The 20,431-nt window shown below is 69.4% G+C and carries 11 protein-coding genes; 1 reads left to right on the forward strand and 10 read right to left on the reverse strand.

Annotation, left to right across the window (positions count from 1 at the left end; all coding sequences use genetic code 11):
- Window positions 1–108: 108 nt before the first annotated feature.
- From ACIQWX_RS14780 to ACIQWX_RS14795, 4 genes are read right to left on the reverse strand one after another with little or no spacing between them, the layout of a single operon-like run.
- Window positions 109–2,601 (reverse strand): RNaseH domain-containing protein, encoded by a 2,493-nt coding sequence (locus ACIQWX_RS14780; RefSeq protein ID WP_400869983.1) that lies wholly within the window; start codon window positions 2,599–2,601, stop codon window positions 109–111.
- Window positions 2,595–5,876: a hypothetical protein gene (locus tag ACIQWX_RS14785; RefSeq protein WP_400869986.1), complete on the reverse strand. Its 3,282-nt coding sequence runs from the start codon at window positions 5,874–5,876 to the stop codon at window positions 2,595–2,597. The genes ACIQWX_RS14780 and ACIQWX_RS14785 overlap by 7 nt, the downstream gene beginning before the upstream one ends.
- Window positions 5,873–7,024: a hypothetical protein gene (locus ACIQWX_RS14790; RefSeq protein WP_400869988.1), complete on the reverse strand. Its 1,152-nt coding sequence runs from the start codon at window positions 7,022–7,024 to the stop codon at window positions 5,873–5,875. The genes ACIQWX_RS14785 and ACIQWX_RS14790 overlap by 4 nt, the downstream gene beginning before the upstream one ends.
- Window positions 7,021–8,451 carry a PD-(D/E)XK nuclease family protein gene (locus ACIQWX_RS14795; protein ID WP_400869991.1) on the reverse strand — a complete coding sequence of 477 codons (1,431 nt, stop codon included), beginning with the start codon at window positions 8,449–8,451 and terminating at the stop codon, window positions 7,021–7,023. The genes ACIQWX_RS14790 and ACIQWX_RS14795 overlap by 4 nt, the downstream gene beginning before the upstream one ends.
- A gap of 266 nt (window positions 8,452–8,717) precedes the next feature.
- On the opposite strand from ACIQWX_RS14795, the gene ACIQWX_RS14800 reads away from it, so the two are divergent.
- Window positions 8,718–11,786, forward strand: a complete 3,069-nt coding sequence (locus tag ACIQWX_RS14800) for a DEAD/DEAH box helicase (protein ID WP_400869994.1) — start codon at window positions 8,718–8,720, stop codon at window positions 11,784–11,786.
- 32 nt (window positions 11,787–11,818) lie between these two features.
- On the opposite strand, the gene ACIQWX_RS14805 is transcribed toward ACIQWX_RS14800, so the two are convergent.
- From ACIQWX_RS14805 to ACIQWX_RS14830, 6 genes are all read right to left on the reverse strand, one after another.
- The gene (locus ACIQWX_RS14805) at window positions 11,819–12,694 is read right to left on the reverse strand and encodes a TIR domain-containing protein (protein ID WP_400869996.1); all 876 of its coding nucleotides are present in this window, start codon (window positions 12,692–12,694) and stop codon (window positions 11,819–11,821) included.
- Between the two features lie 509 nt (window positions 12,695–13,203).
- Window positions 13,204–15,486, reverse strand: a complete 2,283-nt coding sequence (locus tag ACIQWX_RS14810; protein ID WP_400869999.1) for a lantibiotic dehydratase — start codon at window positions 15,484–15,486, stop codon at window positions 13,204–13,206.
- Entirely contained in the window at window positions 15,483–15,719 is a 237-nt protein-coding gene (locus tag ACIQWX_RS14815) for an acyl carrier protein (protein ID WP_285479381.1), read from the reverse strand. Before ACIQWX_RS14815 ends, ACIQWX_RS14810 begins: the two co-directional genes overlap by 4 nt.
- A complete protein-coding gene (locus ACIQWX_RS14820; protein ID WP_400870001.1) occupies window positions 15,716–16,624 on the reverse strand; it encodes a threonine/serine dehydratase in 909 nt (302 codons plus the stop codon). Before ACIQWX_RS14820 ends, ACIQWX_RS14815 begins: the two co-directional genes overlap by 4 nt.
- Window positions 16,621–18,078, reverse strand: a complete 1,458-nt coding sequence (locus tag ACIQWX_RS14825) for an amino acid adenylation domain-containing protein (RefSeq protein ID WP_400870004.1) — start codon at window positions 18,076–18,078, stop codon at window positions 16,621–16,623. The genes ACIQWX_RS14820 and ACIQWX_RS14825 overlap by 4 nt, the downstream gene beginning before the upstream one ends.
- Entirely contained in the window at window positions 18,075–20,369 is a 2,295-nt protein-coding gene (locus tag ACIQWX_RS14830; RefSeq protein WP_400870006.1) for a lantibiotic dehydratase, read from the reverse strand. The genes ACIQWX_RS14825 and ACIQWX_RS14830 overlap by 4 nt, the downstream gene beginning before the upstream one ends.
- Window positions 20,370–20,431 lie beyond the last annotated feature (62 nt).

Below are 20,431 nucleotides of genomic sequence, written 5' to 3' on the forward strand. Positions count from 1 at the left end.
TCACGAGGCGAAACAGGCGCTCAGCACGGTGGCAGCTGGTCGATCAAGCTCAAAATGACGAACAGAGTCTTCGTCACAGGGCGCGACACCATGGTGAGACTGTTTTGATCAAACCTCGTCCTCTCCTGAGACTCGGTGGTCGGGGTGGTCGCGGTCGACCCTGGTCGCGAGGTGCAGCGGGCCGGGTAGCAACGTCCGGCCGTCCCACCCGATTGGCTGATCACAGAGCCTGGCCGTCAGAGCGGCCAGACCGGTGGCTGTCCACGATCCCTCATGCACGACGACGATCTCCTTGGCCGTGTAGGAGTGCCACGGCTTGCGCAGTTCCGACTTCGCTTCGGCGGGCAACGTCCACCTCGTGTATTTGGCCCCCGTATCTCCGCCCTTCGCCGCGAGCAGGGTCGACCTGCCCGCGAAGAGCCAGGACGGCAGGTGACTGTCTGCCAGCTGGTACACCTTCCGATCCGGCGCCGCCGGCTGCTTGCAGTCGCGCGGCATGTTGGCCTTCTCATGCCGTGTCACCGGCCTGCCGATCTCCGCCACAGCGGTGCTCACCCGCACGACGGCGACGTCCTTCCCGCGCTCGCGTAGTACGTCGCCCGGCAACGGGCCCTTGCCGAGTCTCGTGTTTGGCAAGCCGGGCCAGATCTTGCGCGCAGCCGCCCCGTCGATGAACAGGACGACCGGCATGTCGGCGAGCTCACCGGTGACCAGTTCGCACAACCGCTGCTCTATCTCCGCATGTGTCCTCTCCGCCTTCTCCTTCGACCGACCGAGCCACGCGGTGCCGATCGAACCGGAGTGGAAGCCCGCGATCGCTTCACCCGTCCGACACCAGGTTCCGTTCTTGTCGCTGTACATGAGGACGCGGCAAGCTTCGAGGTCCCAGGGGTCGATGTGGAGTGCGCTCATCGTCACCACGAGTGGACCGCTACCGCGTTCCACCTGTTGCGCTCGCACATGTACGCCGACCAGAAGGACATCGCGGTCGACCGGACTGGGCAGCTCCGGGTCCGCGATCGCCCCGAGCAGCCGTCCGTCGAGCACCCCCGCCGACCTGAGCAGATCGCGCAGGGCGGCCCGCGCGGCGTGCTTGCGTTGCTCGGTAGTGCGCGGTTCGACGTGCTCCGGCAGGTTCAGCGGCTCTGTCGCCAGGAACTGGCTGGGAATGCCCAAGTGGCCCAACAGCCTGCGTAGGTGTGGCTTCGCATCACGATCGAGCTCCACCTCGGGGTGGTACTCGGTCTCCAGCCACCCCACGACGAGGTGGTCCTCGCCCTCACTGCGAGGCAGGTCTTCGAGCAGAGCGGCACGGTTCACCGTGTTGTGGTCCAGCAGCTCGGGGCAGTGGCACGCAGCGACGTCGAGCCGCTCGTTCACAGCGAACGGAAGTTCACCGTGCTGAGGTGCGACGGAGACGCCGGTGAGCTCCTTGAGCTCGGCGAGCATCCGTTGCCGTGCGTCCGGGGTCCGGTAGACGCAGGCGATCGTGACGCGCTTGTACCCGCTCGGCCCGACTCCGGCGACTGGCAGGCCGCCCTTTGGGTACTTCAGGATCCTCTTCGCAAGGGTGATCGACTTGTCGATCGGATACCGCAGCGGAACCACGTGCGGCAACGTGGCTGCAATGTGCTCGTGCAGCCTCAGCAGGAGACGTGGGCCAGGACCGCTGCCCAGGGTGTGGAAGCGACTGCGCCAGAGCTGCGGCCGGATCGCGCCGGGCCGGTCGGGCAACTCCGCGGGGATGTCCAGCGCATCGAGTCCGCACGCCTCGTAGATGGTCGCGGTCGCGGGGTGAAGCGTCACCCTCCTGACGTTGGTCTCCTTATCCAGCTGGTTCTTCATGGGAAGGTACAGGATCGGCAGCCGGGCATCGGCCGGCTCGATCCACACGTTGTTCGACCAGAAACCTTTCGGGGAGATCCGGCTCAGATGCGCGTCGAAGCAGAGAACGGGGTCCTCGACGCCGGCCCTGGTGACCAGGCGGCCGCTGATCCGCAGCATGCTGAACGCGGTCCCCTTGCCATTGGCAATGAGGTGCTCGTCCTGCCACGCCACCAATGCACCGCTGGTGTCCATGCGCAGCGGGAGCGCCGGGCCCTCGTCGATTTCGAGAGGACGCTCGGCGAGAGCCCGCATGATCTGCCACAAACCAGTGCGGAAAACCCAGTTGGGGGCTTCCGGAACCTCCAGTTCACGAAGCCTGATGAATTCGGAGAACGGGCGTGCGCGTTCCGGCTCCGGCAGCAGCGGTGCGAGGGTCGTCACGTCAGCGCCGCCTCGGACGTGGCGCTCCCAGGCGTTCGTCGCGATCCGCAGCCGGTAGTCCATCTCGCCGGAGTCGGTGAGCAGTAGCATCCGTTTCCCGTTCGCACGCTCGGTTTCGTCAAGGTCGTGCGCACCGAACAGCGTCACCGGCCTGCCGGTAGCGGACGTGAGACCGCGGGCGAGACTCGCGTACGGAGGTCCCCACGCACCGTCGGTGCGCGGGATTGCTTCCCAAGCTTCGAGGAAGTCCTCGGTGAGCGGATAGGCCGTTACCGAGCCGAAGACCTCGTTCAGGCACGCCTGTGGCACGCGGTAAGCAAGGCTGATCAGCAAGACACGTCTCCAGTTGCCGGTCGGTCCGCGAACTCCAGGAAGGCCACCAGGGTTCTGCCGTAGTACTTCTCCATCGCACCGAGTTCGCCGCTGCCTCGCCACTCGTCGCGCAGCGCGCTGATCAGGGAGGCTAAGCTCGTACCCGCCGAGCCATCGGTGAACGCGCCGTCCACCAGGTGCAGGACAGCCGACGTGCCGCCCCGCCGTGCCCGTCCGATGAGCTGAATGGCGCCGACGACGATTTCGGCGGCCACGCCGAGCTTCACTTCCTTCGGTTGGCATCGGAAGTAGGGCGGCCTGCGCACGATCTGCTCGAAGTAGGTGCCCGCGGTCTTGCGCCGTTCCTCCAGGAGGCCGAGCGGGTCGCCGGCCGGGCCCGGGTGGCAGGTGAGCGCTCTGGCCTGGATATGCGCGAGCAGTTCGGCCGGCTCGTCGATGAGCGGGATGGGGCGGACGAGCAACCACACGGACCCGAGAGCGGACCGGTCGCCTGTGCCGATGATGTTCACGCCGCGCTGGACGCGCGCAAGGGGGGCGATCAGGATGTCGGCTCCTTCGAGGCCAGGAAAGTCCTCCAGCCGGTTGGCAGACAGCTCCCACCACTGTCCTTTCCTCAGGACGGCGGAACCAGTGTCGTCATCCCTGCGTGGACGAACAGCCAGGCAGATGCGGGAGGCCGGCACGCCGGCGTCGGCCAGGCCCTGCGCGGCGTGCCGGGCTCCGTCGTAGGACGTGGTGGCCAGCAGAACCCGGGCGCGGGCATCATCCTTCTCGACCAGGGCCCGCAGCTCCTCTTTGAGCTTAGGCCATAACAGCGTGGTCATTTGCACCAGTGCGTCGGCTCGGTCCTCACCGTCCACCCCGGACACCTTGATCACCCGCCCACTCTCGTCAGTGATCTCTTCTGCTACGACCTCCACCTTTCTCCCGGTGTCATCGCTTCCGTCGGCGTCCGCGTCGGCGACCCACCACTTGGGCCGGACGTGCAGATGGCTGTGGGGCGCGTGGGGAAAGTACGACGTGGCGGACATGCCCAGTACGATCCGCCGGGTCCCGGCGTGCGCCAGCGCCGTGATGTCACCGAGGTTGATCGCGTAGAGGTGCGGGTCGCCGCCGAACGCGGCGGTGGAGAGCTGGGCCGGTTCATTGCCAGTGTCGTCGTAGTACTCGGTGAAAGCGAACACGAGGCGCCCCAGCGGTCCCGTCGGCATGACGCGCCACCTGCCGTAGGTCCCGAGGGCGTCGGCGATGTCCTGGGCTGACTCCACACCTATGTCGACCAGTTGCGCGTTGTTGGCCATCAGGCTGTGCAGCGACAACCGGATGCGCTCGAGAATCGTCCTGCGCAGGACCCGGTTCGCGACGAGCGCCTGATCCTTATCGGCGACCAAGTCGAAGAACTCGGCAAGCTTCGCCCGCGCGACGGAGAGGGCTTGCCCGCCGAGGCCATTGGTCACGACCTCCCGCAGCAGGTCGCGCGTCTCCTGGTACTCGGGCGGATCGTCCGGCTCCGGTCCCGGCTGGTCGGGGAACACCGACCGGTACAGTCGCATCTGCTCGTCGGTCGGTTCGGCGTCGATCGGCTGTCCGAACAACTGGTTGGCCAGTTCGTTGTCCCAACGTTGCGGGACTATCCAGTCCCTACCGGGGCCACGCGGCCGCATCTTGCGCTTCTTGCTTCTGCCGGCAGCACCGAGCCGTTCGTACCGGAGGTGGCTGACATACGTTTCCGCGAGGTAGCGCAACACGAAGTACGCGTCGCGGACACTCGCGTCGATCTCGTCGCTGAGCGAGCCGAACGCCACGCCGAAGTCCTGGTCCAGCCTGCGCAGGGGTGTGTTGATTCGCCCGCCCCGGTCGAGCACGAGGCCGCGGCCGGACTGCTCGATCATCGACCGCTGGAACGCGTCGATTTCGTCGATGACCACGACCTGGCACCGCCGAAGCAGCAATTCCTCGACGGTGACCCGGTCGTTGCGCCCGTGGCCGTCGTCCACCGGGGTCTGCAGCATACCGAGCTGGAGGTTCGCGTGGGAGGTCACGATCACGTCGGCGGTGCAGGCCTCCCGCGCCGCGCGGTAACGTCCGCAGGTTGTTCGCCAAGGACACGACACGGTCTTGTCCTTGCGGTTCGGCACGGGCTGGCGCAACGTCGCGCACGGTTCCCGACCCGGAACCCAGCCGTCGACAGACTTCTCGCTGGAAGCGACTGCCGCGAGCGCACAGCCGTAGCCGAATCGTTCCCAGATCCAGTCGGCCGACGGGCCACCTTTCGACGTGCGTGCTGCCGCGGTCTCCGCCACTTTGATCAACGACCGCGGTGAGACCAACGGCACGACCGAGGCCGTCACGTCGTCAAGTGCCTTGATCGCTGCTCCGATCTGGTAAGTGGCCTTGACGACGTCCGCGTTGGTCGGTAGCACGAACGCGATAGGGATGCCCTTCTCCGCCGCCCAGCACGCGAAGCTCTCGATGAGCACGACGGACTTGCCGAACCCGGTGTAGGCCAGCAGTTCGTTCAGCTCACCCGCCGCCAGGTCGAGTTCTTTGATCCCGTCCTCCGAGCGGTTCCGTACCTCGCGGCCGAACCGCCTGACCGAGTTGGCGCGGTAACCATCGGAGGCGACGCCGTCCAGTTCCTTATCGAGCCGGACGGCAATGCGCTCGAGTTCGACGAACGGCACGACGACTTCGGCGCGCGGGGGTGCGTCGACGATCACGGGCAGCGGACGGGCGGGCTCCTCGTGATGATCTTCGATGCGGTAGCGGAATTCGACGTAGGTCTGGTCAGTGCCGTCGGCGCCGACGATTCGTGTGGTCGTCGTGTAGTTGCCTGCCGTGGCGGGCGGAAGCGGCTTCCGGTTCGCCACGTACAGCTCGTCGAGCTCGGTCAGCGCCTGATCGATGAAAGCCTTCAGCGACATTCCCGGACTGACGACGATGCGCGGGTTCTTCATGACGGCGTAGTCATCGGCCGGCACGCAGCCGGGAATTTCACCGTTGACCAGGAGTTCGTCGAGCACCCTTGTGGCCATGTCGGCGTTGGCGAGCTGGTTGGTACGCCTGCGCAACAACCTCGCGAACCTAATCGCATCCGCCTCGGAGAGGCGTATCCGCCAACGGTCCCAGTCGGTGACGTGTCCGTCCAGCACATACAGCACGTGGTCCCTCGTCACCGTCACGTCGCCGCCGTCGGCGTCCTCCGGAAAGTGCCGGGCAGCTAGTCCGATCGCGGCGGTGATGATGCGGGGCAGCACCTTGCCCTTCTTGGTCATCGGGCCTTCCTCACAGCGGCGCGGACCTGACTCAGGAACTTCGTCTCGGTGGTGACGGCGAGTCCGGGCAATGCCTCCGTCAACGGCTCCAGCTGCCATTCGAACGACTTCGGGAGCAGGATGCGAGCACTCGGCGGTCTCGTCCGCAGGCGGTCGATTAGAGAGCTGAACGACAGGCATTCCTTGACGTCGACCGCAAACTTCTCACGGCCGGCTCTGACCAGCAGGTCGTAGCGGTCGCGGTGCGGCCAAAGCTGCACCTTGGCGTTGGCGCGTTCTGCGGCAGCTGCGATCCTCAGCTCGCTCACCCCGGGAACCACCACGAAACGCCAAACGCCCGCGTCGGCGCATTTCGCGCCCTCCACGGCTTGACTGACCGGCAGGAGAGCGCGCGGGCCGTCGTCTCGCCGCCGAAGTTTCGGCCGGGCCTCGGGCAGCAGATCGTAGACGGCGCTGTGGGGCCGATACCGGCACCGCACCTTGCCAGCCGAGGACACCGCCATCGGCCATTTGCAGTCCGGGCACGGCCACCACCAGCCTCGGCCATCGGAACCCCGGTAGACCTGCTTCTCCGGGATGTCCCGGTAGCCTCCGGGAGCCAGCCGGACGCCGCCGGTCCGATCACGTTGCTCGACCAGCTCCTGCTCGCGGCCTGCGGGATGCTCGACCAGAAACTTTCGTGAAGCGACGTACTCGTCCTGCTTTGTGGTGTTGATGATCGCCGTGAACACCCGATGCCGGATCTGGTCGGAGTGCATCGTGACCCACGTCGGCAGCCACGGCTGCGCACCGGCAAGTTCCCTCAGCGGCACCACGTGCTCGCACACGAGGTCGTAGGCGTTCTCGGTCAGGTTGCCTTCTTTGTCGAGCAGAACGACATCGGCGAGTTCCGCTGGTCCTTGCCGAGGACCCCCGAGCAGGCCGGCGAGCGGCTGTCGGAGGCCTTCGACCAGTGCCGCGGGCGTCACCGGTCCGCTACCGGGCCCGTGCACCTCCATCACGACGCCGGTCATCTTGGCGATCTCCAGCATGGCCGCGTTCCCGCGCACGTCGCGAACCGACCAGGCGTAGGCGGCACGCAGCGTGGCGGCAACCAGCCGCTGCCAGGGCACGTCGGTGTAGTGCTGTCCGAGCGCGCTCTCGCTCATGACTTCCTCTCCGGGCACCACTGGGCGAAGGGACACGTCTTGCAGATCTTGCCGGGCTTCGCCTTGAGCGCCGGCGCGGAGTGCCAGCCCTCGACTCGAGCATTGACCACCGCCCTAGCCGCTGCGACGAACCCGGGGTCGTCGACGTCCAGCTTCGCCACGACCGGGCCTGTTGCGCTGAGTCGCTCCAGCTCGACGCGCACGTGTTCTCCCGCTCGCAGTCCGTCCTCCGCGGCGAGGACGACGGCCAGAGCCAGTTGTGGGAACTGGGTCAAGAGGTCGCTCTCCTCCAGCACCGAGGCCGTCTTCGTCTCGCGGACTGTCCAGGCTCCGCCGACCCGGTAGAGCAAGTCGGCCTTCGCCACGACTACGACGTTCGCCTGCTGGTCGAACACCACGATGGCCTGCTCCGGGTGTGCCTCGACATGCCCGGCCTCGCCGCCCAGTGCGCAGGTGAGCGCGTGATCCGCGATCATCTGCGCGCCGAGCCTCGCCTGGTCTCCGGTGACCGACCACCGGCCGGCCGACCAAGCGTCCGGAGTGGGCGGAGCTTCCTCCGGTGCACAGGCGCGAGCCGGCACCCTTCGGTGTAGGTCTTCCAGCCACGCATGAACGGCGAGCCCGCGCCGCGTGTGATCGCTGTCCTCCGCCGCGCGCTCGCGCGGAAGGAACATCCGTTCGGCAACCAGACGGGCTGGACAGTCGTCGAAGGACCGTCCAGTCGACAGCGACCAGGAACGCCGGGCCAACCCAGTGCCGTCCACGCCGAGCAGGCCGGGGCGAACGGGCACTGCCGGGCACAGGCCGATCAGGTCACAATCACCGCAGCCAGCGCCAGGGAGGTAGCCGGTTCCTGCGGCGGCCGCGACCACTGCGGCTTCGGCATCCCGCTCATACTTCTCGTGAGCCTCCTTCGCCGTGCCGTCGAAGAGGACGTTGCCGGTGCCGTCGGAGCATCCGATCTCCGCGATCCGTACCCACTGCGGCCGGGTCGCCGGCCGCAAGGTCAGCGCCTGCTTCTCCCACGTCCCGCTCAGCACGAGATCGGCGCTCGCTACCACGCCGGCCGCCAGAGCGATCTCCGCTTCGTCACGTTTCCGGCCCTGTACTGATCCGGTGCGCAGGAGCCGCAACTCTCGGACACCGTCACCCTCGAAGCGCCGGCCGGACACGACCTCCTCGTGCACCACTTCCGCGCCATCAGCGTAGACGAACCGGCGACGACCCCAATTGCGCGACACGGGAGCCGGTCCCGTCCCGCCCGATGGCGTCGAATGCCAGGCGATGTCCTCGGACGCGGCGAGGTAGTGCGGTGCCGCCTTGGTGAGCCAGCCCACCAACATCGGCGGTGTGCGGTCGGCGTACCGCCGCCACCGCTCCAACGCCTGCTCGACGGTGAGGCCGTCGTGCTCGACGTAATCGAGCACCTTCCCCAACTCCGTGGTCGCTCGGGCGTTCCGCGTGGCAGGTGCTACGGACTCGACGCGCAATGCGGGTCTCATCCCCACTGCACGGCGCTGAGGACACGATTGCCCGGACTGCCGCACGTCGGAAGGACGAACTCGCCACAAGCGTTCATCGCCTACCACTCCGGCAGGCGCTTTCCACGCAACCATTCAGGAAGTTTCCTCGAACTGGGAGAGTGGGACAACGTGATTTCTCCGCCGCACAGGCTGAGCTATCGTGTCGTTCCGTGGAATACGAGCAGAAATTTTATGGCCTCTTCATCGGTGTCGACAACTACGAGTCGCCGGCGTTCAGTCAGCTGAAGTACGCGAAAAAAGACGCGATCGCACTGCACGCCCTCTTCACGGACACCTTCAGCGAGAAGGCCACCTTAATGCTCGACGCAGCGGCGACCAAGGACAGATTGACGACAGAAATCGGACACCTGCGGGCGTCGAGCACGGAGCAGGACATCGTGGTGGTCACCTACTCCGGGCACGGCACGCGCGACGGGGCCCCGGCCACTCATGACTCCAAGCCGGATCGTCTTGCGGAGACAGCACTGAGCCTCGACCAATTGTTCGACCTGGTCCGCGGGATCCGGGCTGAAGTGATCGTTCTTGTGCTGGACTGCAGCTTCTCGGGTCGGGCGGGAGCCAAGGTCCTGCGCGAGGACGGGGTGCGTGGGCCAGGTCGAGCGCTTCCGCCGGTCGCCGGGGATGGGATCGTCCTCATCGCTGCGACCGAAGCCGATCAAGACGCGCGGGAGAGCGGCGAGTTCCGGCACGGTTTTCTCACCCACTACCTGCTGGAGGGTTTGCGCGGCCATCCGGCCGTCCGCGACGGTGACCGCATCTCGCTGCCGAAGTTGGCCGACCACGTCTCGAGAAAACTCCGGCACCCGGGCGAGTCCGGTGCGGCGAAGCAGGCCCCGGGGGTGAAGGGCCGGATGACGCACGCTTCGCTACCGATCCTGGTCCCTGGGGTGAACTTCCGGGCGGCCGGCGAGGATACGCCCCGTCAGTGGGCCACGCCGGCCTTCTCCTCGCTCGCCGACATGGGCGTTCCCGAGCAGGCGATCACCGCGTGGGAACAACGCTATTCACGCCTGAACGAGGTGCAGCTCCTTGCGATCAACGACGGACACGTCCTTCGCGGCGGCAACGTGCTGGTCAGCGCGCCGACCTCGGCGGGTAAGACGCTGGTCGGCGAACTCGCCGCGCTCCGCGCGGTTGCGGACGGCGGTCGCGCGGTCTTCCTCCTTTCCACTCGCGCCTTGGTGAACGAGCAGTACGACCGCTTCTTGGAGACTTACTCCGCAGCCGGTGTCCGCGTGATTCGGGTCACCGGTGAGCTACGGGACCAGAGCAGGGCGTTGGTCATGGGCGACTTCGACATCGCGATCCTGACCTACGAGAAGTTCGGTGCCATGCTCGCGGGCCGCCCGAAGCTGCTGTCGATGACAAGAGTGCTCGTCATCGACGAGATCCAGGCACTGGCGCTGCCCGACCGGGGCCCCAGTTTGGAGCTCTTGCTCACGTGGATCAGGCTCCGGCGTCTCCCCGGTCCGGTCCCGCAAATCGTCGGTCTGTCCGCCGTGTTGGGCGAGGCCGGCGATCTCGCCGGATGGCTTGGCGCGGAGCTAGTGACCAGCACCCACCGCGATGTCCCACTGGTGGAGGGCGTTGTCACCGAGGACGGCACATACCGCCACCTCGACGAGAATGGACAAGAACAGGTCATTCCACTCGCTTCGCCAGGCGAAGAGGACACCCTGCTGTCTCGCGTCGTGCGCGCTCTTGCCGAGGCGAGTGACCAGGTCATTGTATTCATGGCCACGCGTCGCGAGGCCATCCGGTTCGCCAGGGAGCTCGCGGGCGAACTCGGCCGCGCACCCGCGGCTGCCACGATCGCGGCGCTTAGCGGACGGGGGCATGGTCGGCTTGTCGAAGAACTTCTGCGATGTCTGAGAGGCGGAGTGGCTTTCCACATCTCGGATCTCGGCGAAGACGCCAGGCTCGCGGTCGAGCGGGCATTTCGCCTCCACGACAGCGAAATCCGCGTGATCGTCGCGACCAGCACGCTGGCACAGGGGTTGAACCTCGCAGCAGACGCTGTCGTGATCCACCGCCTTCGCCACCCCGGGGAACCCGAGCGACCGTACACCGTCTCGCAGTACCGGAACATGGCCGGGCGGGCAGGTCGTACCGGCATCACCCGCAGGGGCCGGTCCGCCGTGATCGCGCACGGTTCCGTCGACGCGGAACAGAAGTGGATCAGCTACATCACCGCGGCCCCAGAGCCGGTGCGGTCTCCGCTGGCCGGGCGCGACGTGCGTTCGTTGATCCTCTTTTTCTTCGCCATGTCGGCAGCGGAGCTGGAAACGGTGTCGGCAGCGCATGTGGACGCGTTCCTGACGTGGACGTTCGCGGCGTACTTGCACCATATGGGACGCTCGGTCCGCTCGTTCTCCCCGAGCCAGATCTCCAACGCGATGGCCGGCCTTCTCGACGAAGGATTGATCAGGTCGGTCGGTGCCGGCTATGCGCTCACTGCACTGGGCAAGGTCGCCTTGCGCAGCGGGCTCAGCGTCGACTCGGTCGTCGTCATCGCCCAGGCGCTCCGCACGGTCGAGGCCGCCCAGCTGAACAGGATGACCCTCATCGCGGCTGCTCAGCTCACCGAAGAGCTTCTGGACATACGTTTCTCGTTGCCGATCGGCCACTGGCGAAAGGAGTGGCAAACCCTGCAGCGGAAGCTGCGGTCACAAAACATCGCCGAACCCATGCTGGACCGGCTTCTTGGTGACTACGAACCGCAGAGTCCTGGAGTGGTACGTGCCCGACGAAGCCTTGCTTGCCTGCGCTGGAGCCGCGCTGTGGCGCTGCCGATGATCGAACGTGAGCTCGTCGAGCACCAATTCGTCGAGGTGACGAACACTGGCCCGATCGAACAGGCCGCGCGGCGGACGAGCGGCGTCGTCGAGGCGGTGATCGATATCGCGATGGTCGTCCACCGGGGCGCCGACCTCGGAACCCTGCCCGAGATCCTTCCCGCGCAACTTGAGCTCGGTGTCCCGGCCGGCCTGGTGCCTGTCCTGCGGCATCTGCCTCTGCGTCTCGACCGGGAGTCCTGTCTCGACCTCGCGCGGGACGGCTTCGACACCGCTCGAGCGATCCTCGACGCGGACGAGCGCAAGCTGCTCGCTCACCTCGGCGACCACCACCTCGTCACCGCGCTGGTCGCCGCCGCCGAGAAGGCGGACCGACGGGACGACGTGGATGCTTCGTTCGACTTCCCGCCGGCTGTCGACTGAGCTTGATCGTATGCAGACTCACGGTCGCAGAGCTACGCTCCGCGACCGTGAGTCTGCTCAATGTGTTCGATGATGTTCTGCCACAGCTCGTCGAAAAGTCCGTCAGCTGTTAGCAGCCGGTCCTGGGTCTTGTGTCCGAAGGCGCTGAACCTGAACCGGCCTTCGTCGGCTTCCGCGTCCCATTCCGCGGTTGCCCACGCGTTGATCCCGCCGCCCGAAGGCCCCGGCCATCCGTGCGACACCGTCAGCCGGTCTCGGTCCAGCCGGACCTGCAGCCCGTACACCTGGCGGCCATGCTTCTCGACTCGAACTTCGAGAGAGCTGTCGGCCGTGCGTGCGTAGCAGGTGTAGCCGAACCGCGCGAGCGAGGATTCATCCTGGCGGAAGCGTTCGCCCAGGCTGACTAGCCCCGATTCGAGAGTGCGGAACTGGCTGAAGTCGGTCGGTGCCACCCTTGGCAACCGGGCTGCCGCGATTGGAGTTGGCGCGGGTGTGGGACTGGAGCCAGTCGAACCACTCACACGCTTGACGGCGATTTGCGCGAGTCGTTCCACCGAGTAGTTCTCCGAGCGGAGATAGCCGATCGAGGGCCGCACCAGGTTCTCCGGAATCTGCACGTCACCCACCGTGACCGGCAGAACGTAGGCGTCTTCCTCGCGCTGAATCCCGTGCGCGATCGCGGCGTAGAGCTCATCCATCGGGTAGGCGCTGTCGAAGTACTCCGCTGAGAAGAACGGCACGACGTACCGAGCTAGCCCGCCGCCGTAGACACGACGAAACTCCGTGATGAAGTCGCGGCCCCACATGTCTTCGGTGACGTTCTCGTCGAAGAAGACGCTGAGACCCAGTGACTCGCACTCATGAGCGAACTGCTTCGCCAAGGACCGCTGTGCCCCAGCGAACGACACGGCAAGATCATATTGCTGCCCTCGGTGAAGCATCCGGTCATCTTAGATCGCCGCTTGCGGCGCGCACGAGCGGGCTCGCTTCCAAGTTGCCGCTGCGGGAGCGAACATACAACCGGCTCCGGTCAGCGCACTCGACACCACAGATCGTTGTGTCGATGATCCTGTCGCGCTCATCAGCCGAGTGCGAGCTTTGTGGTTAGCGTGCAAGATCGTCTCGGACACTCAATTACCCCACAGAGCCGCGCATCGCGGCCTGGCCAGACCAACAGTAGCTGCCCTCCGGTGGTCTCATATCCAACGGGGGCCTACGCGGATCGACTTGAACCCTTCTACAGGTTCGCACCTCGACGCGCCGGAGGCCTGCGTGCGGCCCGGCGGGCGAGGTGCGCGGAGGCGCGGTCGGGGAACTGCCGACCGCACACCTTGGCGGAGGCGAGCCAGAACTGGCTTCGCGATGTCGCCCGCTGGCCTGGAACCGACGTGAGGCAGGGGCGGCTCTCCCTATCCGGTTAGATGGTCTCCAGTTTCGGTGTCCGGGCCTGGTCGACCGCCACGAGGCGGAGTTCGGCGGTGTACCTCCGGCCCGCGTCGTCGGTCAGCCACGTCTGGTCCGGCGTTGGCAGCATCTCCGTGATGGTCAAGCGTCCCGAAGGATCCTGACGTGCCAGCCGGCGGACTGCCTTGGCGAGGATGTTGACGTAGACCGGGCTGTCGAAGTCCACGTAGAACGGCCGGGGCTCGGTGGGGGACACCACGAACACGAACCGGGGGAGTTCGAGCTCGTCGCGCCACTGGCGGGCGCGGACGAAACGGCGGGCCTCGTCCTTGTCGGTTGCGAACGCCAGGTCGGACGCCGGGCGCTGCCAGGTCTCGCGGGACACGACCATGCGGTCGATCGTCACCCGGGGGGAGTGCTCGGCCTCCTCCGGCAGCAGGCGGAACAGGTCCATCGCCAGCGTCGTCAGCACGTGCGCGAAGACCTCGATGAGCGGGAACCGCGCGCCGTCGGGCAGGACGACCTCCAGCCGGCCCTCGTGGTCCTCCACCGCCACGTCCGCGCCCAGCACCGTGCGGGGGCGCGCCGGGTCGACCGTGTGGTCCACCAGGCCGACGTAGTAGTCCTGGTCGCGCACGAGCGCCTGGCGGATCCGCGCGGACAGGCGGGCCTTGTGTTCCTTGGCCAGCAACGGCAGGAGCCGCGGTCCCGGGTGGTCGCGGTCCGTTTCGGCGACGAGCTCGGCGGGGGCAGGGTGCTGGTTGACGAACACCGAGAAGCTGATCGTGTTGGCCGCCAGGTGCAGCTCGCCGAGGACGACGTCGAAGTCGTTGCGGGACACCGCTTCCGCGTCGCCCGCGATGAGCAGGTCCGGGCTCAGGTAGCGGGCCGTGCCCCAGCCCGTGCGCGGGGCGGCGAACGCCTTCTCGAGTGCGTCCGCGACGTCCTCGCCGCGCCGGCGGATCCGGCTCGTGCCCGGGCGGACGGCGAGGATTTCGTGCCAGCGGCGCTGGAACTCTTGCTGGATCGACTTCGCGTCGGTGACCGCGTCGCCGTGCAGGATGGGCATGCAGGCGAACCAGAGCGCGGCCAGGTCCACCGGGCCGGCCTCGGCCAGGCGGTCGAACACGGGACGGACCCGGTCCAGGACCCGGCGGCCGAGGGCCGAGGTCATCCAGGCCGCGCTCGTCAGCAGCTGCTCCAGCGGGGCGAACGCGTCGAGCACGTCCGGGCCGAGGCGCGCCCGCGCGGAGCGCACGCAGTCGGAGTAGACCAGCGCGCGGCACGGCGCCGTCTTAGCGCCCTTCGCCCGCGTCCCGGCGGTGTCGGTCAGCGCGGTGAAATCTTGTTCCAAGGCCGACATCGCGGCGGACAACGCGTCGGCGTCGGCACCCGCGGCGCGGATCCGCTCCCGGCCGCGTTCGAGCAGGTCCAGACCGGCCAGCCCGCGCTCCCGCGCCGCGGGGTCGCCGACCCGGTCCAGCCAGGTCCGCAGGTACCGCTCGGGGTGAGCGTCGGCGGGGACCTCCAGGCGCCAGACGATCCACCGCCGGCGGGCCAGCTCCGTCAGCTCGGCCTGGGCTTCGTGGCCGAACTCCCGGGCCGGGCGGACGCCGTCGCACATCTGCAGGACTTGGCGCGCGGCCGGGGAAAGCGGCTGTGGCGGACGGCCGGGGACCAGCACGGTGTCGCCTTCGACGCGCACGAACGGGACCCGCCGGGGCGCGGTCCACGCCCGCAGCGCGTCGTCCTCGGCCAGCGTCTTGGCCAGGGTGTCGACGGCCCAGCTCGAGAAGTACAGGTTGGCCGTGGTGATCAGGCCGGTGCCGGGATCGACCTCGATTCCGTGCGCCGCCGGGTCCCAGGCGCCCCAACCGACCGGGCCGAAGAAGCCGATGCTGTCGTTCTTCACGCAGAAGCGTTCCCAGTAGTGGGCGATCAGGCCCTCCCGGTCGCGGTGCCGGCTCGTCCGGCCGTCGGCCGGGGTCCACGCGATGAACGGGTCCACGCCGGTGTCGAGGACCGGCCGGTTCTGCCACGCGACGGCGGCCCGGAACGCCGGCTGGGCCGCGATGCGCTGGAGCTCGGCCGAGGTGTCCAACGCCGTTTCGGCGAACTCAGCCGCGAACGCGTCCCAGTCCGGCCCGGACAGGGCGGCGCCTTCGGGGAACTTGTCGGCGATCCGGGCCAGTCCGGTGGGGGCCAGGGCCAGAACCCCGGCGGCCGGGAACCCCGGGCCGCGCAGGGCGAACTGGGACCAGAGCCGCCAGCGCTCGCCCAGCCGTACATCGGTCATGCCAGGCCTCCGACGACGACGGCCAGCTCGGCGGGAGTCGGGTACGCGAAGACCAGCGCCACGGGCACGTCGGTCTCGAGGGCGTCCTGGATCTTCGCGGCGATCTGGAACGCGGCCAGCGAGTCGCCGCCCGCCTCGAAGAAGTCGCTTTCGGTGTCCAGGGTGGTGTCGTCGAGGGCCTCGCGATACCCCGCCGCGATCAGTTCCGGGAGGTCGAGCTGGGTCGTGGTCATGGGGTTGCCTTCCTGGAGTGGTTGTTGCCGCCGGAGACGACGACGGCGGCGCGGCCGGGGAAGCCGTGGCGCAGCGCCCCGGCCAGTGCGACGCTGCCGCTGGGCTCGGCCTCGATGCCCGCGCCGTGCAGCAGCCGCATGGCGTGGGTGATCTCCTCGTCGGTGACGCCGACCAGGTCGTCGACGCGCCGGCGGATGATGGGGAACGGCACTTCGCCCGGGTGCTGGGCGCGCAGGCCGTCGGCGATCGTGTCCGGGGGCGGGATCCGCACCGGACGGTCCGCGGCCAGGGACCACGCGTACCGGCGGCCGGCCTCGGGCTCGACCCCGACCACCCGCACCGGCCGGTAGTGCTGCTCGGCGGCCAGGCACGCCCCGGCCAGCAGCCCCCCGCCGCCGGTGGGGACGTACACGACGTCGGTGCCGGGGGCGTCGTCGAGGATTTCCAGGGCGACCGTGGCCTGCCCCGCCACCACCAGCTCGTGGTCGGAGGAGGGCACGACCCGGCCGCCGGTGCGCCCGGCGTGCTCGCGCGCTTGGCGATCGCGCTCGGCCACCCCGCCGGCGGCGTGGCGGACCTGCGCGCCGAGCCCGCGGATGACGGCTTCCTTGGCCGCGCTGGCGCCTTCGGCCATCACCACGGTGACGCCGACACCGAGGGCACGGCCCAGCAGGGCGACCGCGATGCCGTGGTTGCCCGAGGAGCCGGCGACGACTGCGGCGCTGCCCAGGCCGAGGAGGGCGTTGGCCGCACCGCGGGACTTGAACGAGCCGCCGCGCTGCAGGTGCTCGGCCTTGAGGACGATGCCGGGCAGCGCGTCGACCCGGAGCAGCGGTGTGGGCCGGACGTACCCGGCGATCCGGGCGGCCACTGCGCGCAGGTCGGTGCTGGTCGTCGTGCTCATGGGCGCTCTCCCCGGCTCAGGCGGCCGCGGTCGGTCTTGCCCGTGCGGGTGCTCGGCAGCCGGTCCACCCGCCGGAACCGGCGGGGCAGAAGGTGCGGCGGCAGCGTCTCGGCCAGGTGCCGGCGCAGGGCCGCGTCGGTGACCGCGGCGGTCGGGCCCGCGACGTGGGCCACCAGGTGGGGTCGGCCGCGGTCGTCGGTGGCGGACGTGACCACCGCGCCGTGGACCGCCGAATGCGTCAGCAGGCGGCCTTCGATCTCCGCGGGGTCCACGCGGTAGCCGCGGATCTTCAGCTGGCGGTCGAGGCGGCCGAGGTACTCCAGGGTGCCGTCCGGGCGACTTCGGGCCAGGTCGCCGGTGCGGTAGGCCCGGGCTCCGGGCGGCCCGGCGGGGTCGGGGCGGAACCGGTCGGCGGTCAGGCCCGGCCGGCCGTGGTAACCGCGCGCCACGCCCGCGCCGCCGAGGTGGACCTCGCCCTCGGGCACCGGGCGCAGGTCGGCGTCCAGCAGCCGGACCGACACCCCGGTGCGCGGTGTGCCGATGACGTCCGCCGCGAAGTCGGGCTCGCCGGGGACGTCCAGCCGGGTCGACGTCATCGTGGCTTCGGTGGGGCCGTAGTGGTTGAGCAGCCGGCCGTCCAGGAGGCCGCGGCCGCCCGCGGCGAGGAACGGGCGCAGCGACTCGCCGCTGGACAGCGTCAGCCGCAACGACCGCAGGGCGCGGGCCGCGCCGTCGTGCCGGCTCAGGAACGTCAGCAGGGACGGCGTGATGCTGAGGACGGTGTTGACGCCGTGGGCGGCGACGGCGGCGGCGAACCCGTCCGCGCGCAGCAGCGTGGCCCGGGGCGCCAGGACCAGGCGGCCACCCGCCAGCAGCGTGGCGAACACATCTCGGATCGAAGCGTCGTAGCCCAGCGGGGCCAGCTGCAGGGTGACGGTGGTGGCGTCCAGTTCCCCGTCGTGCACCACGAACCGGAGGTACGCGTCCAGGTGGCCGCGCTCGATCAGCACCGGGTTCGGGGTGCCGGTCGAGCCCGACGTGTGGCTCACGTACGCCAGCGCGCTCGGCCCCGGCGGCTCGGGAGCGAACGGTGAACCGGGCAGCGCGTCCGGCAGGATCGTCGGCCCGGGCACGGAAACCCCGGTGCCGACCAGGAAAGTGGCGCCCGCGCTCTCGATCATCCCGGCCAGCCGCGCCGAAGGCTGCCCGAGGTCCAGCGTGAGGAACGCGCCGCCCGCGTGCAGCACCGCCGCCATGGCGATCACGGCGTCCACTGTGGACTCCACCGCGATCGCGCACACCCGCTCGGGACCGACGCCCGCTTCCGCCAGAGCCCCGGCCAGCCGATCGACGCGGCCGGCGAGTTCCCCGTACGAGAGCACGGTTTCCGGCGTGTGCACCGCGGGCGCGTCCGGGGCGTGGGCGCGGATCTCGTCGAAGAACCAGCCGCTCACCGCGCACCGTCCACGACGATGAGCCGCAGCTCGGCGGTGTAGGTCGCGCCCTGGTCGTCGGTGAGCCACGTGCGATCCGGTGTCGGCAGCATTTCGGTGATGGTGAGGCGCCCCGCCGGATCCTGACGAGCCAGGCGGCGGACCGCCTTGGCGAGGATGTTGACGTACACCGGGCTGTCGAAGTCGACGTAGAACGGCCGGGGTTCGGTGGGGGAGACGACGAAGACGAACCGCGGCAGCTCCAGTTCGTCGCGCCACTGCCGGGCGTGGACGAAGCGGCGGGCCTCGTCGGTGTCGGTGGCGAACTCCAGCTCGGCGGCCGGGCGACGCCACGTCTCGCGGGCGACGATCAGCCGGTCGATCGTGATGCGCGGCGTGTGCGGGCCGTCCGGGACGAGGGCGAAGCGGTCGATCACGCGGTTGGTCAGGGCACTGCAGAAGCCGTCGAGGGCGTCGAACTCGGTGCCGTCGGGCACGACGGCGACCAGCCGGCCGGCGCGGTCCTCGACGGCGACGTCGGCGCCCGCCACCGTGCGCGGCCGGTGCGGGTCGCCGGTGTAGTCGACCAGGGCGACGTGGTAGTCCTCCGGGCGGACCAGGGCGTGCTGGCCGCGCGCGGAGATCCGCGGCGGGGCGGCCTTGGGCAGCATCGGGATCAGCCGCGGGCCGGGGTAGTCCCGGGCGTTCTGGGCGTGCAGCTCGCCCGGTTCCGGGTGCTGCCGGACGAACAGCGAGTGACCCACGGTGTTCATGGCCACGTGCAGCTCGCCCAGCACCAGCTCGAACTCGCCACGCTCGACCGCGTCGGCGTCGTCGGCGACGACCAGCAGGTCCGGGCTCGCGTAGCGGGACAGCGACCAGCTCATCGCGCCGCGGGGGAACGCCGTGCGCACGCGCTCGGCGAGCTCCGCGCTGGTGCGGTGGACGCGGCGGGCGTCGTCGGGCAGATCGAGGACGGTGGCCCAGCGACGGCGCAGCTCAGCCTGGATCGCGGTGATGTCGGCGACGGACTCACCGTAGGGGGCGGGCAGGCACTCCAGCCACAGCGAGCCCAGGTCGGCCGAGCCCTGGCGGGCCTGGATCCGGTCGTAGGCCCGGCGGAGGTGGGCGTCGGCCGCTTCGGCGAACTGCCCGGTCATCCACCGCGCCGCGGTGAGGCAGAGGCTCAGCGGGGCCAGCTCGTCCAGGACGGCGGTGCCGACCTCGGCCGTGGCCGACCGCCGGCAGTCGGCGTAGACCAGTGCGCGGCCCGGCGCCGTGCGGGCGCTCTTGGCGCGCTGGGCCGCGACCTGGGTCAGCGCGGCGAACTCGGTCTCCAGCGCGGTCATCGCCGCGGACAGCTCGTCGGCGTCCAGCCCGGCCGCGGCCACCCGGTCCCGGGACCGTTCCAGGGAGTCGAGCATCGCCAGCGAGCGGACGCGGGCGGGTTCGTCGCCGATGCGGGTCAGCGCCGTGCGCAGGTACCGCTCCGGGTGGGCGTCGAGCGGGACCTCGAGGCGCCAAACGAGCCAGCGCCGGGTCACCATCGCCTCGAGTGCGGCCCGTACCTCCGCCGCGGGGGCGGACACCGCCGCGGTGAGGGCGGCCAGGTCCCGGGTTCCGTCGCACAGCCGCAGCAGCTCGCGCTCCCGCGCGGTGGCTTCCTGCGGCGGCCGGCCGGGCACGCGGACGAACTCGCCGTCCGCGCGGACGAACGGCACGCGGCGCGGCGGGACCCACGGCCGCGCCGCGGGGTCGGCGTCGACGGTCCGGGCGAGGGCGTCGATCGCCCAGCTGGCGAAGAAGACTTCGGTGGCGCAGACCAGGCCCGTACCGGGGTCGACGGCCAGCCCCTTCCGGGCGGGGTCCCACCGGCCCCAGCCGACCGGGCCGAAGAAGCCGATGGTGTCGTTCTTGACGCAGAACCGCTGCCAGTAGTGCGCGACCAGTTCCTCGCGCTCCCGGCGTTTGCTGGTGCGGCCTTCGGTCGCCGGGTCCCAGCCGAGGAACAGGCCGACCCCGCGGCCCAGCACGGCCGGGTTCTGCCAGGCGACGGCCGTGCGGAACGCCGGGCTCGCCGCGAAGCCCTGCAGCGCGCGGGTCGACTCGGCGACGGCGGCGCCGAACCGGCCGGTGAACTCCGTCCACTCCGGACCGGACAGCGCGACACCGGCCTCGAACTTGTCCGCCTCCTCCGCGAGGCCGCGCGGGGCCAGCGCGAGCACTCCGGCGGCGGGGAACCCCGGGCCGCGCAGGGCGAACTGGGGCCACAACCGCCATTCGCCGCCGGGCAGCAGCAGGTCTTCCGCCATCAGGCACCTCCTCGTTCCCCCTCACGGTGCCGCCGCCGGGGAGCCGGCTCCAGGGAATCGGC

The sequence above is a fragment of the Amycolatopsis sp. NPDC098790 genome, from assembly GCF_044759945.1.
Taxonomy (GTDB): domain Bacteria; phylum Actinomycetota; class Actinomycetes; order Mycobacteriales; family Pseudonocardiaceae; genus Amycolatopsis.